Below are 17,921 nucleotides of genomic sequence, written 5' to 3'. Positions count from 1 at the left end.
TATTTTTTTATTTTTTGTTTTTAATCTTCTTTACTTTGCTCCAATTGCCATATACTTTTTTACCATTAACAACTTCATATGCTCTTGCTTTAACATAATAAGTTTTATTTGGTTTAAGTTTTCTTACAACTACATTAACCTTCTTAGAAGTTATCTTAATAACTTTCTTTCCGGCAAATTTGTTATTTCTAGCAACTAAAACTTCATAGCCTTTTGCTTTCTTAACTTTTCTTAACTTAATTGCTACTTTCTTAGCTGATTTTTTCTTTACTGTCTTTTTAATTTTTACTGTCTTAACTGCCTTTGTTGTAGCTTTAGTTGTTGTAGTTACATTTTCTGTTGTTGTCTGATTTGCAGTAGTAGAAACATTTGTTGTGTCTTTTGCAGTTGTGCTTTCTGTTGTTAAATCTTTTGTTATGCCTTCTTTAACTGCTTCTGTTGTTATTTCAGTTGTTGTTTCCTCTTCAATTTCAACTTCAACTGTATAACCATCGGTTTCAAATCCATTAAGTTCTGAAGTAATCTTAATTGTATGCTTTCCTGTTTTGTCAAATGTATATGTTACAGTTGTTGCTGCAGGATATTTGTTGTATAACTCTCCATCAACATATACATTGTAAATCTGTCCTAATCTTATCTGTTCTAAGCTCTGCTGCCACATAACTGATACTTCATTTTTATTCTGTTTTGCAATTGCAACACCTTTTACTTCTAATGGTTTTGCCCACTCTACATTAATTGTTGCCTGCTGCATTAATATTGGAGTGTTGTCTTTATCATCAACATATGCTGTAACAATATATTTTCCTGCCTTATCAATGTTTACTGTTGCATTACCATTTTCGTCAGTAACTGCTCCATCGATTGGTGTAACTTCACCTGTTTTAACATCAACAATTCCAATCTTTGCACCTTTAACAGCATGTGTACTTGCATCAATGACTGACTGTTCACATGCACCATACCATGCATAATTATATCCGCTTACTGATACATTAAATGTTTTATCTGTTGTTGTGCTGTCTGTATCAAGCTTAATTGTTGATAAATCATCTGAATATCCTGCATCCTGAAGGAAATAGAAATCAACTACATCATTGTCTGCTGTTTTAGCCTGGTCTACTGTATATCCTGTGTAATATCCATTTACTAATTCATCATTATGTGGATATTTTCCATTAATTGAATACATAAATGTTGAAGCATCTTTTCCAAATGTCTTTGAAACAAATGTACCATACTGGCTTGTACTAAAATCAATGTAATCTTTTGCTGTTGAAGTTGTGAATTTATCTCCGTATACATATTCATGTGCTGCAACGAGAACATCGAGAGCTGATACTCCATCTTTTACTGCATCTGTATAGCCATATCTTTCAGCTAAATATCCATTAACTTCTACTGTCTTTGAAGCTACGATAAATTTGTTATTAGCCTGAGCATTTACCGTAACATTTACATTTTCATTTTCTAATATGCACTTATCAAAGTTTTCATTAGAAATATCTGAAATTGCATTTATTTTTTCTTCTGTAGTCTTACTGTTATCCATAAGTAACTGTGCATACTTAGAAGTAATTTCTACAATTTCATTTTTAGCATCTTCGCTACAATCATTTAACTCTTTTCCTGTTGCATATTTGTAAAGTACTTCATTGCAATCATCTGATGCATAGCTATCTGTTACTGTTGCATATGTAGCATTTACTTTACCGCATACAACTTTATCTTTTGAAACACCGTAACAGTTTGTTACTTTTCCTCTTGTTATTGAACCAATTATTGAGCCTAATGTATCACCTGTTGCAGCACTTGAAACTGTTCCAAGAGAGATACAGTTATTTACTGATGAATCTACAGAACCATTTGCATAACCAACAATTCCACCAATCATTAAACCTGTTTTGCTTTCAATATTTGCTGTATTGATACAATTTTTAACAACTGCACTTGTTGTAATTTCACTTGCGATTCCACCTGCATAACCTGCTGTTGAAATAACATTTCCTTCATTTACACAATTTTCAACTGTGCCATTTGTATTACCTACAATACCACCTGTGTATCTGTTTCCTGAAATAGTTCCTTTGTTCTTTGAGTTTTTAATTACTGTTCCTTTTGTATATCCACAAATACCACCAATGTAACTCCAGTTTCCTTTTACGTAGTCTTTAATTTCAACATTTACATCTGCTGTTACATTATTAATTTCTGTATTTGAAGCATATCCTACAATACCACCTGTATTTGCGTTTATTACACTCATTGTAGATAGAGCTGTAATTGCAACATCACCTTCTACTGTAAGATTTTTTAATTTTGCACCATTTGTATATGCAAATAATCCACCATAAACTGTTGATGCATTAATTGCTGTTTTATCAATTCTTAAGTTGTATATCTTATGATTATCACCATCAAATGTTCCACCGTAATATACATATGCAGAACTTGAAGTATAATAACTAATCTGTGGGAAATTGTATCCTGCAAGATCAATATCCTTTGTTAATTTTGCATTTAATGCTGATGTTGTCTTTGCTGTTGATGAATTTACTTCATTAGCAAACCATGCAAGTTCTGAACCTGTTCCAATTAAATATGTACCTTCTTCATCCATCTGTGGTTCTGTGAATGTTTTTCCATCCCATGCATTTTCATCAGCTTTCTTTAACACAATAGTTATTGTTGTTTTCCCGTCAGTTACCTCTGTCTTTGAACCTAAAGTAAATGTTCCATATTTTGCTACATATCCCGGTGCACTAATGCTGTAACTATATTTTGCATATCCAAGAGCACTGAAATCTTCAACTGTTTCGTTTGTATTTTTATTTACTACAGATAAGTCATAGTCTTTAATTTCATTTCCCTGTTCATCTGTTACATTAACATTAACTCCATAAGTTACCTTTCTATTTACAGGAATAGAGAAATCTGAAATTGTTGAATGCTGTCCTGTAACAATTACTGCGTTAAAGCATGTTCCAACACCTGCATCTGTTAATGTATACATATACTTCCATGCATCTGCATAGCTGTACATTGACTGTAAGTTAATGTATCCGTTTGAAATTGTATAATCTGTCTGTTCCTGTCCATCTTCAAATGTTAAATCAGAAGGTATTGTAACTTCTAATGAACCACTATCAGCAACCTGATACTGTGAAATCTGACCTGTTAACTTAGTACCATCCGGTGTATTTCCTACTATCTGTAATACTACCGGATTGAAAATACCTGAAACCTTTGGAATCGATCTGTAAAGCCCGTCAAATATTATTTTAACCTTATCTCCCGGCATAATTTTTTCTCCGGGATTTGACATGTTTTCATAATTCATCTGAACTTTAGCAGCTCTTACAACCTGATATCCTACAGAACCATTCTTTGATGTAACTTTTATAATGTTATTTCCTTCTTTAAGGTTTACATCATATGTTCCATTTTCATTTGATTCAACTGCTGTTCCATCTTCAAAACTACTATGTAAGTCATCTGTTGTTTTTACCGGAATAACTTCAACTTTATCAATTCCACTTGAAGCATATGGTGCAATGTTCATACTTCCTTCTTTTCCATTAAAGAAGAATGTGTCATAATTCCAGCACCAGTCTTTTCCATTTACATTTTTTACTCCTATATCAGAAATGTCTGATTTTTCATTTCCGACATGGATTATTGCTATACCTGTTCTCTTTGGAGATATTGCAGGGTAAAATCCTCCGCTTGATGTACCATCAACATCTATAGCATTATAGGTAACTGCAATTACGGCTGTTCCTGCTTTAACACCTTTAATATCTAACCAGTTTCCTTTTCCGTTAGTTCTATTATCTTCTACTTCTTCTATATCAATATTATCTGCACCTGATAAAATTTCATAATTAAAATCAGGTTCAATCATTATATTTCCTGCATCACTATTAATAATTTCCCATACTCTGTAAGCTCTGAGTCTGAATGTTTCATCAACGTCAATGTTCTTAACATTCTTATCACTTACATTCATAATTAAGTTTGCTTCATCTCTTGTTAATACTCTGCTGTCTAAGCCACTGAAATCATGACTTGTAACATCTTTTCTATCCAAATCAACTGAAAATGTTGCTGATTGTTCGCTTCCAAGGCTCATATATCCTGCCTTAGTTACATATCCATCTTTAGATACACGATATGAATAATTTCCATTTGACTTTGGAACATAGAAATACCATGTTACTGTTCCATCTGAATTAGTTTTTTGCTTATAACTTTCAATTTCTTTATCCCTAAAGTTGTTCATCTGGAAATATACCTGTGCTTTCGCTTCATCAGGTACTGTAATAGCTGATGTAATTCTTGAAACAACTGAAGGTGACCATGAAAATGTTGAATAACCTTTTTGTACTGTACCGTTAATTCCATATCCATAAGTAAGATCATATTCTTCTGCTATGTCTTTATTTGGATATGCAAAATAATTGTAAAGGCATGCATTTCCCTGAGCTACAAGCATATATGGATAGTATGTAATGCCTGCATTTACATATGGTGTACCAGGTGTAGCTGTACAACTATAATAAGGGCAAACAACTTCTGTAGTATACTGGTCCGCTGTTAAATAATTATTTCCGTCATACTTTGTTCTTGAACTTACATTTGTACATCTGATATATACTGATTTTGAATCATATCCTGACTGAGTTACATTAGATGACATTGGAACGTTAACGCACATACCGCCTAATGGATTTGTATACTCTTGTGTACTTTCATCATATCCAAATGCTCTGTATGAATATGTTCCACCATTTAATGAAGCTGTGTATACTCTATATTGTCCACTTGAATCAAGATTTCCACCTTCAAGTTTAATTTCTTCTGATTCATCAAATTCATCGTAACCTGTTTCTTCATTCTGTCCTAATGTCTTATACAATTTTATTTCAGGATTCTTATTTGCCCCTTCATTATCTCTTCCAACATAAAATGTCATGTCATATGTTGTTTCTTCAGGGTCCTGTACAGTTAAATAAACTGTATAAGTTGCTTCTGAAAGTAAGCCTGTTGTTTTACAATATGCTTTCCAGCTATACTTATATTTTCCCGGAGTGCTTTCTGTTACTGCATATTCCGGAAGACTGCTTGCAAAGCCGATAGTGATTTCTTCATATTTTGAAGGTTCTGACCATGTTTTGCTTTCTTCATCGTAAACACTTCTGCTTACATAATAAAGCATTCCATGTTTTTCGCTGTCAGTGAATTTGTCCCCTAAATATGGCTTATATCCATTATAGATATAAGTTGTCTCATTCACTTCTTCCTTTACACCATCGCTTAATGTAATGCATGGTGCTTTTTCTTCTGCTCTTGCAATTGTGACATCATTAAGTGTCATACCGGCAATCATTGTTATTGCCAATAAAAATGCAAGCATTTTCTTTCCCACTTGTTTCATCTCTTCTCTCCTTTGTTTTTTTAGTCCCATATTTTTGCTGTGAGACTTGCCATAATTAGTGAAAGTAAAACTTACCTGATAGCTCAAACATCATCCATATTTTATTTATCGCCTGCTCTGTTTTTACTTTTTTGCCGAAACATAATTATATATATCAAACACGTTGTTTTTCTTATTTTGCTGCACCGTTTATTGTAAATAAAAAAGTAAAACTCGCCTAATGGCTCAAACATTACTTTTTTATTTACCACCCGCTTTTTTTCACTTTTTGATAAAAACATAATTATATATATCAAACACGTTGTTTTTCTTATTTTGCTGCGCCGTTTATTGTAAATAAAAAAGTAAAACTCGCCTGATGGCTCAAACATTACTTTTTTATTTACACTATGCTCGCAAAATTGCGAAAAACTTCCTATCGTTTGCTACATATAATTATGTTCCATCAAAAAGTCACAAATATTAGCAACGATAAATAAATAACTTTGTATCAGTAATGGTAATTTTTATTTCATTAACTATGGCAAATTTCACAATTTAAACCAAAAGTTATACTTTTATACATCTTCGCCATAGCTGCAAATTCCATGCACGTGTAATCTGCAGTTATGGCTACTTATGTATAATTTAACGTTTTATAGATTTTACGGCTGAATATTTTCCGTATATCTTCTTTTTGTCTACTGTTCTGAAACCTCTGATTTTGTAATAATACTTTTTGTTTCTTTTTACTTTTCTGTCTATATATGTTGTCTTCTTATTCGAAGTTATTGTTTTTATTATTTTGAATTTTTTACTCTTTCCTTCTTTTCTGTAGACAACATATCCACTAAAGTTTTTATTTCTGTTCCATTTTATTTTTAAGTATTTTTTGCCCTGTTTTTTTACCTTAAGTCCTTTTGCTTTTTCAAGTTCTGATTTTGTCTGTACAATGGATTCATTTCCTAAAATTACCCCATCTGCCTTATTTGAAATTCTGATAAAAGGAATAATTTTATATTGATATGTACTACCAACTATTGCCTGTGTATCTTCGTATCCTGTTTCTTTAAAGTTTGCAATTTCCTTATATTCCCCTGTTTTATTATCTAACTTATAAAGCAGGTATCCGTCTGCATAACTTAAGTTATTCCAACTTAAATTTATTTTCTGGAATCCTTTATTGTTTCCGGTAAATCCAAGTGAATTTGAATCCAAATATTCTTTTGCAATTCTTCTGAATACATTTTCAGCATCAATTAACTTTTGGTAGTTAGTTACAAATTTTTCAAGTGAACTATCAAGCTGGTCATATGCATTTCTTGCATCAATTATTACCTGCTTTGAATCAAGAGTTATAACATCACCTATACCGTTTATTTTATTTACGACATCTGCCGCTTTTTCTTCACCTTCTTTGTCTGTAACGGTAATGTTTACAGTGTCTATTAATGGATCAAATTTGCCGTAAGTAGAAAGTTCATCATTATAAAGTACATAATTAAATGAAACTTCCACATCAGACATCACTGACGTCAGTGCTCTATCATCAACAGTTACATATTTAGTAACATTTCTTGTTTTTCCATTTGAATAAAAAGCTGTAACTTCCATTCCGCTAGGGTCAAATTTTTCGCCTGATTTATATTCAAGTTTATCCGGCTGTTTTGTTACCTGTATTTTTGTTATTTTGCTTCCAAGTGCCATCATGTATGCTGAGTCGTTTTTAAAATACATTGTTCCATAATCATCCGAAATCAAACTGCAGATTGCATAATTTGCCTGAGCACCTTTTGGTGAAAACAAAACGTTATAATCATTTTCATCCTCGTACTCACTATCTCTTGTAATTATTGCTTTGGTCTGTCCCGGTTTATCTTTAAGTACTCTTATTTTTCCCGGCTCATAATTATCTATAAAATATACATATGTATATCCGTCTTCTGACTCATATCCTGTCGTTGCAAGACCACTTGTCTGAGGATAGCCTCTTGTGCTTAAGTTATATGCAACACTCATATCATCCAGATTTACAACTGCAATATGATGTCCTGAATTAACTCCGAACTGTTCTTTTCCTTTAACTCCAACATAAGCCCTTTTATTGCAAATAACAGGAGTTGAAGTGCTTGAACTTCCCATATCAAGTTTTTTCACTTCTTCAATTGTTCCATCTGAATCAATTTTTGCTGAACAGAAATCTCCACCTTTTGATGTGAAATAAAATCTTTCTGTTTCTTTATCAAAACTAACGCTACACCTAATATCGCCTCTTACATCATCATATCTTGATATAAGATTGCCTGTTAACGAATCAAGAACTATCAATGAACCTTTACCTTCTTCATCCGCTTTCGCTCCATCATCTGTTCCTACTACAAGATATTTGTCACATACATAACTTCCTGCCCAGTAAAATCCACCTTTTGATGTATATGTCCAGCTCGCTGTCTTTTTTTCTGTTTTGTCATTTACATCTTCATCTGTAACTGACAAACAAACATAATTTGCATTTCCTGTCTCACCATTCCAAAATCCTGTATAAATATATCCGTTGTGATAGGTAATCGGTGAATTTGGCTGACCATATAATGGGTCTTCATAAACCCATAAGGATTCTAATGTATCTGCATTAAATGCCTGTATTGCTCCACTTGCAAGTGCAACAAATATCATTCCGTCTGCATATGTTGGAGGTGTAATATTAAAAGCTGAGGTTCTTATCATGTTTCCACTTTTAATTACTTTTCCTGTTATGGTATCTACCTTTACAATCGATGTCGCTGTAGTATATACCAAATCATCTCCAACAAGAATCGGCGAACTTGGTGCCCCGCTTCCAAATCCCGTACCAACTTTTTCTGCCCAATAGAGCATAGAATTTGTATAGTCAGTAGGTGTTAATGCTTTTGTCACACCATTATTTTCATCATTGCCTCTGAAATTACTCCATATAGAAGTAATTCCTTTATTTATTGCATTATTAACATCAGCTTCTTTTAGTGTTGCATCTATATTAGTATTTGCTCCTGCAACAAAGCTTCCACTTACAGATTTATATCCGTATTTAGTAACGACATAAGTATATTTTTCACCTTCAAGCAAATTTTCTGCCATAAACTGCGTATCAACAACATTTTTACTTGCTATAATTTCTCCATCACTATTTTTTATCTGAATAATACTTCCGTTCGTTAATTTAAAATCTGTATTAGCAAGATTTGTTTTTGCAATTTTAATTATGTAAGTCGAATAACTGCACTCATCTTTTTTAGCACTAATCTTTATTCCATCTATTTCTGTGCTAATATCAATCTTACTGTTTCCATCAACAGGTTCGTCATTTACATATATGTTGTAATTTTCATCATATGGAACTATCTGTGTTTCTATCTTTTCCAAATTTTTCGGAATGCTTATTTCATATTCGTAAGTATCCCTGTTGAATTCAGGTTGTATGGAAATATTTCTGCCTGTTTTTTTATTTGCAAATGTAATACCTTTTAATGTTGTCTGTCTTTTTATATTGAATGTGTATTTTTCTACAACTTTGCTATAAGCTGCTGTTAATACAAATTTATTATCAACAGTTCCTTTTTCAATGATTTTTCCCAGTTTCTTTCCCAGTTCATCATTTCCACTGATAATTATTTCTTTGCTTTCACCATTTGTATCCGTATAGTTAGCTTTAATTTCTGTTCCATCAGGTACACTTTCTTCTAATCCCACCTTTACGCATACTGAATCTTCATAATCGGGAACCGTAATTGTATATTCTTTTGTATTTGCATCAAATGGTGCATCAAACTTATAAGATTTTGAATTATCTGAAATGCCATTACTTATTTCAATGTTTTTTATTAATCTGCCGTCATATTCTCCGGGATGATTTTCTGTTGTTTCTTCTGATACGTTTTCTCCGGAAACATTGATTACTGCAATTGGTGGTGCAACGCATGCATTTCCTGAACTCAATTTATAATTTTCATAAGTTGATGTTGATGAAACATAATAAGTTCCGGGTTTATCAAATGTTAATGTTATCTGTCCATTATCGTCAGTTTCCTGACTTAATTCTTTCCAATTATCATTGTTATAATCCGACACCGCCTGCAAAGCATTACAGTACACTACTTTTTCACCAGGCATTGCTTCACCTACGAAAGATGAATTACCATCATTTGCTGCATTTGTTGCAGTTCCCCTCATTGTCAAAGTTATGTTTTCATTTGTATGTATGTCAAAAATTCCGGGATTTGTACACTTTGTGCTTTCACTTGTAAAAAATGAAAATGCACCCGTGTGATAGAAATCCCAATCAGAAAACATTGCCACATCGATTTCCATTCCATCTTCAAGCAAAATGTAGTCAGATGTTGACCCCCATCCTGCTGCCTGAAGTGGATATTCGTGATCAACATAATACATTAAGTTTTCATCATGTCCCCAAAATCTTGTCATATATAAACTTGTTGCAGAACCGGAAATACTCATTGCATCCTGTAATCTGTCATTTACTACAAATTTTTCTCCGTTTCCAAGATAATACTTTTCAAGCATTTTAATGAAAAGATGAAGTAATGTCGGTCTTTCTACAATTTTATCACTATTGTATCTTCCACCTTCTTCAAATGAATCTGCTTCATATCTGTAGTAATCCTCCATACCATATTCAGCTAAGTCAAAATAACTTATAGTCACAGGAATATGGCACAAAACAGTTTCATTATCATCATTTCCCGTTACAAATTTTCCATCTTCACTCAATGTAAAATAAACTGTAACGGTACCTTTCTCTTCTGTTTCTCCATATACAGTAATTAGACTTCCACAATTAGCAAAACATGTGGTTATTACAATTATTAAACTTAAAATCCATCCATAAATTCTTTTTTTCATTTCGTTCTCACTCATTTTACTTTATATGTTTTTTCATAAACTATTTGCTACTATCTTATATTTCTCTTATTTTGCATTTAAACATTATTTAAGGCTTCCATATTTATAAACAAATTTCCATTTGAATTTCTGCCATTTGCTAAGTTTCAGGAAAATATCTTTTCTAACATTTTCACAGTAATATTTCATTTGATTTACCTGCTCTTTAGTACAGGTCTGATTGCTATATCTTGCCTTTTGATATAATGTCATCATTTCCAAATATCCTTCTTCACACTCACTCTCATAAGCCTTTAGAAATTCTTCATATTTTTCTAAATTCTTAAATCTATTTGTTTTATCAATGATAAAGTATGCATTCATAAGATATGAAAATAAACTCATTATTGCCTTATTTGCATTGGCATTGTTGTTATCCTGTTTTATATTTTTTCTGATAAAATACAATCTTACTTCATATACAGCAGCCGCAATAATTACAATTGCTAATAAACTGCAAATAATCCATATCAGGTAATTTAATTCAGATTCATTTTTATCATTATCATCCTTTTTTTCTTTTTCAGGTTCTTCACCATTATAATTATCTCTGTCTATTTCCTGACTAATCTGCCTGTTATCATTTGTTTCATTCTCCAAGCCCGATGTAAAGCTGTCATTCGTTCCCATCAAATCCATATATGATTTAATAGTTTCAAATGGAATCCATCCAACACCATCCTGATAATATTCTGCCCAACAATGAAAATTATTCTTAGGTATGTTAATAGTGCTGTTATCATCAGCATCTTTCACATCATCCTGCGTAATAAGATATCCTTCAACATACCTTGCCGGTATTCCAAAGTATCTGAACATTAAAACTGTTGCCGTAGCATAATCTTTATCATTTCCTGATTTGCTAACTTCCATAAATTCATTTAAAAAATTTCCATAATCATTTATCCCCTGAAACTTTTTACTATATTTAATATTTTTATTTAAATAATTTAGTATCTCTGATTTCGCGTAACTGTATGAATCATGATTATCATTATCTTTTTTCAAATATGTACCAAGTATTTCCTTTTGCTTTACTGTCAAATCCAAATATGTTTTATATACAAATTCATTATAGTAATTTTCGTTTTTTAAATACTTTGTCGGCTTATCTCCATTATTTTTAAGATTTTCCACAATATCTGAATAATTAGTCACTATGTTATCTGACACATCAAGTTCATATTTTCTTGTGCCATATAAGCCTTTTGACAGAAGCTTTTCATCTCCTATTTCATCTTTATCTGTTAACCCATCATTATCTGAAACATATTCATATGGTGAATAAATGTATTTAGAAGATGCCCCTAAAACATTAATAGTCATCTTGTTTATATCAATTTCACTATTGCCCTCGCTTTTTGCATTAAACAATTGTGTCTGCCCATAAAAATTTTCTTTATGTAACCAGAAGAATAAATCTGCATACTTGTACATTTTCTTTTTATCTGTTTCATTCCAACCGTTTTGCGAAAAATCTCCTGCCACTAAGCCTTTCAAATAATAAGACTGTGGCTTTGACATTTTTACTTTCAATGCAATCTTATTTTTCTCTAAATATCTCAAATCATCTGTTTTATGATTTATATTTTGGTTTAAGTTTTCCAACATCTTATCTGTATTAGTCTCATATGATATTGGAACACATAAAATGCTAATAACAAGCATTGAAAAGACTATTAATACTTTGCTTTTATTATTTTGTTCAAATGCACTGCTTAATCTTTTTTTATTTAGGCAAATTATATTTGCAAATATTAAAACTGCTGCCATAAGGCAACTTTTTTTACCACCAAACATTCCCTGAATAACTACTGTGACTATTATTCCAATTGCAAATACTGCCTGATTTTCATATTTAATTGCAATATATAAAACAATTGCAATTAAAGCTAATAGTCCTATTAAAAGCAAATCCATTTTAAAGTCAGGATTTAATATGTACTTTTGAGTAATCATTCCATATTTTTTTCCGATTAAATCAGAAATATCATTTAAAATAACTTTCATATTTAATCCAAATGCCGTTATCCTAAACTCTGTCACTTTAAATACAAATCCTGTTATTCCAACCAGAACAATTAATTCCATAATCAAAGCCATCAAAATATCTGTTGATTTTTTATCTTCTTTATTCAGTTTTCTTAAATCAACAGTATTTTGATTTTTCATATTTTAATTGCCCTTCTTTGTTTTAAGTTGTGCGAATTTAATTCATCATCTACAGTAAGCCACGTAACGCCTTTTGCCGCTATATTATGTACATCAGATTTTGTTTCTGCCACTATAACCGTATGTGCTTTTTCAAATGACATTTTTGCTATATAATTCTCATATTCTGATGTCTTGTTTAAGCATTTTCCTGCTGCTAATACTTTAGGTAATCTGCTTACTAAATCCTGTTCACTTCTTATGTTATATGAAATATATTTTTCTTTATCTTCCTGCCACCATCCTATAGTATGAGGAATATTTTCGTTAAAAAGATTCCTACTTAATGATATGAACATTTCTGCTAAAGCATCCGCCATTTCATATTTGGAATTTTCAAATCGGTTGTCAAAAATTAATATGATTGAATCTTCTGCCTCTTTAGCCATTTTTTTAACCATTGGATTTTCATATTTACCTGTTAATTTCCAATGGATATTTTTAATGTTATCTCCAATCTGATATTCCTTAATATCAAATACCTCTCCTGAAACTCCTGCTACATTCTCCATAAATTGCCATGTATCTGACGCTTCCTTTGCATTTGAATTTCCAAGTTCAATGTCCTGTGTAATGGTATATGGCATAACATATATCTGCTGACTTTCATTAAAATTTTTCTTAATAGACGCTATTCCCCAAATATCAAATATCTCGATATTTTTCAGTTCTACCTTTATGCATCCACAATATTTAGATTCAAGTTCAAGTGGCATTTCACTTTTCTTTGTTATACCAAGGAACAAATTCTCTTTAACTTTCTTTGTCTCGCCTGTAAGTATGTTCTTTATTTCAAAATTAAGAACCATCTCATTTAATGGAACAGGGTATTTATTGTTTACTATTATTTTTCCTGTAACATTTTTGCCCTTATCCACTACATTTGTGAATTTAAGCTCTACATTTAAATTCGTAGTTGCTAATTTTGCATAGGCAAATGTAAGTATTCCTGTCAAAATCATAATTATAGGAATTATTAAAAATAATTTCTGCCGCCACACTACTGCTGATATCAGAAATAATAACAGCAGTAAAAAAAATCCTAAGCTCTTTCTATTCATTTTCTACACTTTCTATTATTTCTTTCATTATTTCGTCAATGTTTACTTCATTAATCATTGACCTTGATTCCACGATTATACGGTGACTGCATACGTCTTTAAAAATATATTGAACATCCTGTGGCACTACATAATCTCTTCCACCAAGCATCGCTTTTGCCTTCGCCATTTTGCAAATTGCCAATGCTCCTCTAGGGCTGATTCCTAATTTTATGAGTTCATGTTCTCTCGTTTTTTCTACAAGCTTACTTATATATTCATAAATTTCATCTGACACATAAATATTCCCCGCCAATTCCTGCAGGTTTATTAATTCATTTTTATTAATAACATGCTTTACTTTGTCTAACGGATTCTCATGATGTCTGTCTTTCATAATTTCTATCAGATTATTCATATCCGGATATCCCATATTAAGTCTAATCATAAATCTGTCTAACTGAGAATTTGGAAGACTTTGTGTTCCAATCCATCCTGTAGGATTTTGAGTTGCAATTACAACAAATGGTTTTTCCACTGTTCTTGTAACTCCATCTACCGTTATCTTTCCTTCTTCCATTACTTCAAGTAACGCAGATTGGGTTTTGCTTGAAGCTCTGTTAATTTCATCTGCAAGCAATAGATTTGTCATTGCACACCCTTCCATATATTGAAATTCGCCACTATTTTTGTTATATACCGAAAATCCTGTTATATCTGATGGAACACTATCGGGTGTAAACTGCATTCTCTTATAATCAAGTCCTAATACTTTACTAAAAGTTAATGCCAATGTAGTTTTTCCTACTCCCGGCACATCTTCTAATAAAATATGTCCTCCGGCTAATATCGCCATTAATACTTTTTCTATGATTTCATCTTTACCTATTACAACCTTTTTAACTTCTGAAACAATATCTTCTATTTTTTTATTCATCTTTAATACCTTTCTTTTGAAAGCCTAGTCGTTTAATATGTAACACTATATTTATCTTTGATACCATAAGAACCGCTTGACGGATTATATCCTCCAATATCCTTTCCATATGCCAAAGTGTATCTAATCTTTATATCATCACCATCTTTTGGCTTATATTCCGACATTCCGTATTCTTTATATTCATCATTAACACTGTACGCCCAACCTGAACCCTGACAGAAATCAAGTTGTCCTAAGCTATCCATGTCATATATGTACTCTCCGGTTGAAGGGTCTATATTAAACTGAAGTCCATCCTCAATGATTTCATCTTTTAATTTCTCATCAATCATCCAGCCTCTTAAAATTCCCGGTCTTGATATAGTTTCAAGATAAAATCCTTTATCCACTGTTCCGCTGTTTGTATATGAGAATCCGCTTTTCTCTATAGCACGTTCAAATATATCTGCTGCGTTATCTCCATAATAAATATCTACTGTTTTAGGTCTTAATAGGACTCCTAAATGAATAACCTTCGCATCGATGCTTACTGTTGCCGTACCAATAACGGTTCCTTCATCTATATATGTACATTTTAATTTGTAACTATATTCCTTATACCTTCCATCGCTGTCTGTTATCTTAACTTCAAGGCTATTGTCTCCATTTTGCAAATTAAGCAAATATCCAACATAATTAGCAGACCATCTGTACTGAATTTTCTTTCCATTTAATTTAACTTCAATTCCGTCATAATAAATTTTATTTTTCTTATAGTCCATTGCCCCAATGTATAAGGTAAAACTCTCGCCCTTAACCTCCATTCCATCAGTGACATTTATATATGAAATAACCGGTTCAGTATCTTTTGTAGCCAACGGAACATATTTAATTGTAAAGGTTTTATTCAAGGATACATTTCCTGAATCTGTTGCCTTAAGTCTAATGGTGTTATTACCAATTTTTAAACCGGAAGTATATGCTCCTTCATTTCCTGTAATTATGTTTCCATTAACAATTACAGATAATTTCGCCTTATCTGTTCCATTTCTTATAACTGCCTGAAATTCAATATTTTCTGCATTAACTGTTTTATTTTCCAAATCGGTTTCAATTCCAAAACCATCCTCATATTCAAGAGTTATTTCATACTTTTTTGTAATCGAATATTTATCATATTCAGCTTTTGCGACTATTGTGTTTTTTCCTTTTTTTAAAATTACAGAATATTTGCCATCTTTTCCCGTTATATTTTTACCATTTAACGATACCTTTACATCTGCATCATTTTCACCCATTTTTGCCTGCAAATTAAATTTGAAAAACGGATTGTTTACAGTCTGGTCCTTCAAATCTGTTGATATAAATAAATTGCCTGTATCTACATTTACCGTATATTTTTTCTTTGCAATAATTTCACGACCGTCATCTCTTCTATAATTAACCACTATTTCTATAGTATTGGTTCCTTCCTTAAGAATAACTCTGCCATCAAAATTATTTATCTGCTCATCATTCACATACACTAACTGTTGTTCTACCGTAAGACTTTCAACTAAATGTGTAATCGTAAATGCATATTCATATGTAGAAATTGTTTCTCCATCTATAATTGAAGTTGTAAAATATAGGGTTTCTGTTTTTTGATTTACTTTATCCACAAAAGATTTACCTTTGATTTTATTGGATTTTCCTTCATCTGCGGATTTTTTTCCATTTCCTGATTTGTTAGAAGTGCTTTTAAGACTTATATTTTCATTGCCATTTCCATCTGTTTCATTATTAGTCTCTTTGCTGTTGTCATTACTGTCATTATTTTCTTGATTATCTTCGTTATCTGAATTTTGCAAATTAGAATAGTCATTAAATTCATCTACCTGCAAATCATCATTTTCATACACTTTAGATGCCTTTGCCTCATTATTCATTGGGTTTACCGGTGTATCCCCCTTGTGATACCGAATACCCCACGTTCCTATGATTAAAGCCATGGCAGTAAGTATAACTATTATTCTATTAATAATCCGTTTATTATTTTTCACCATAGCCTCTCCTAATTTTTCTCTTTAAAAAATGGCAACAAAAAAAAACACATCCTCCTCACCCGGAAAATATATTTAAACCGCATATATGGCAGGTCTCCTGACTCAGCTTCATCCTCGAAAGCGCCTTCCCAGTTTCCCAGTGGCATATTGCTTTCTTGTCTGCATTACAGTAGTGGTGACTGCTTCGGATTCTAACCGAATTCCCTATTAATCGACACGAATATAATTCTGTCGAACCATATACTGATATGAAATTTAAATCGTATTAATGATAGCATTATTATTTATATAATGCAATTCTTTTGTATTGTTAATTAGCAAAAGAGTGACTATTTCGGTCACTCTTCTACTCTTAATATACCATATAGTCTATAATTGAACCTTTGTAGTTTGCTTTATACACATATACATAATTGGTCACTTTGTTATTTTTATACTTTACCTCTGTTCCTTCAAATGGTCTAAATTATTAACTATAGTGTCGTGCTTGAACATCTAATTTAATTTTGTGACTTTCATTTCCACATAATTAAAATCAGAAATAAAAGTATACTTTCCTTTTCCTTTAACTTCTTTAACAAAACCTATTTTTTTTAATTTTTTCATAACATTCCTAGCCGTTGAAGTTGAACATTTCAATACTCTCTATCTCAGGAGCACCAAATATCTGATTAGTTTCAATTTCTTCATATATTTTTAATATGTTTTTTCGTTGGTTCATTATAATTCTGACTCTCAATAGCAAACTTTATATTTTGAAAAGACAACTTTTTACTCTCAATAGTTAACTTTTCAGACAAATAGGCATCTTTTTCAACGTTGAAATTATAAATGACTGCGTGCAACACAAAAGCTTTTGTATGATAAACTGAAAGCTATTGGTGGATATACATTCTGGTCATATTGGGTTCTCCATCTCCCTGTACCATGCACAAAAATTCCCAACCGTATCTTTCATAGAAACTGGTATGGTCTGTAATCAAATAGACAGGTGTTATGTTTTTTGATTTTAAATCTTCTACAACCATATTAAGCAGATGTCCTGAGATGCCCTGACATCTATATTCCTCTTCTGTGTAGACTGCACAAACATTCGGAGTGAGATCTTTTCGAGCATGGAAATCGTTCTCGATTACTCCCAGCCCACCTACAATTTTATTTTCATCCAAGCAAATATACCAACCATATTCTGTTTTCTTATTCAGATAAGCTTCCATACATTCAAGATAAGCTTCTGTTGGAACTCCCCATTTACTGTGAAACCATTCGGCTGCACAATTTTTTAGTTCTGGCTTTTCTCTTAAAGAAATATACGTGTAATTTTTCATTTTTTCACCATAATCCTTTTTCAA

The 17,921-nt window shown here is 31.8% G+C and carries 7 protein-coding genes and 1 riboswitch; all 7 genes read right to left on the bottom strand.

What is annotated here, in order from left to right:
* Nucleotides 1-7 precede the first annotated feature (7 nt).
* The 7 genes from CCC31_RS09945 to CCC31_RS09915 all read right to left on the bottom strand — a co-directional run bounded on the left by CCC31_RS09945 (nt 8) and on the right by CCC31_RS09915 (nt 17,921).
* Nucleotides 8-5,437 carry a carboxypeptidase-like regulatory domain-containing protein gene (locus tag CCC31_RS09945; protein ID WP_290851291.1) on the bottom strand — a complete coding sequence of 1,810 codons (5,430 nt, stop codon included), beginning with the start codon at nt 5,435-5,437 and terminating at the stop codon, nt 8-10.
* A gap of 627 nt (nt 5,438-6,064) precedes the next feature.
* On the bottom strand, nt 6,065-10,315 hold the full coding sequence (locus tag CCC31_RS09940) for a cadherin-like beta sandwich domain-containing protein (RefSeq protein WP_290851289.1): 4,251 nt from the start codon (nt 10,313-10,315) through the stop codon (nt 6,065-6,067).
* Nucleotides 10,316-10,399: 84 nt separating this feature from the next.
* On the bottom strand, nt 10,400-12,526 hold the full coding sequence (locus CCC31_RS09935; protein WP_290851287.1) for a transglutaminase-like domain-containing protein: 2,127 nt from the start codon (nt 12,524-12,526) through the stop codon (nt 10,400-10,402).
* Nucleotides 12,523-13,626, bottom strand: a complete 1,104-nt coding sequence (locus CCC31_RS09930; RefSeq protein ID WP_290851285.1) for a DUF58 domain-containing protein — start codon at nt 13,624-13,626, stop codon at nt 12,523-12,525. The genes CCC31_RS09935 and CCC31_RS09930 overlap by 4 nt, the downstream gene beginning before the upstream one ends.
* The gene (locus CCC31_RS09925; protein WP_290851283.1) at nt 13,619-14,542 is read right to left on the bottom strand and encodes a MoxR family ATPase; all 924 of its coding nucleotides are present in this window, start codon (nt 14,540-14,542) and stop codon (nt 13,619-13,621) included. The genes CCC31_RS09930 and CCC31_RS09925 overlap by 8 nt, the downstream gene beginning before the upstream one ends.
* A gap of 32 nt (nt 14,543-14,574) precedes the next feature.
* Nucleotides 14,575-16,569: a DUF4430 domain-containing protein gene (locus tag CCC31_RS09920; RefSeq protein WP_290851281.1), complete on the bottom strand. Its 1,995-nt coding sequence runs from the start codon at nt 16,567-16,569 to the stop codon at nt 14,575-14,577.
* A 69-nt stretch (nt 16,570-16,638) separates the two neighbouring features.
* A riboswitch (cobalamin riboswitch) is annotated at nt 16,639-16,825 on the bottom strand.
* A 619-nt stretch (nt 16,826-17,444) separates the two neighbouring features.
* Nucleotides 17,445-17,921 (bottom strand): GNAT family N-acetyltransferase, encoded by a 477-nt coding sequence (locus CCC31_RS09915; RefSeq protein ID WP_346432189.1) that lies wholly within the window; start codon nt 17,919-17,921, stop codon nt 17,445-17,447.

This window comes from Eubacterium sp. LMAG:50, from assembly GCF_008680265.1.
GTDB classification, from domain to species: domain Bacteria; phylum Bacillota; class Clostridia; order Lachnospirales; family Lachnospiraceae; genus Eubacterium_U; species Eubacterium_U album.
This window is presented reverse-complemented; position numbering and strand designations above follow the sequence as displayed.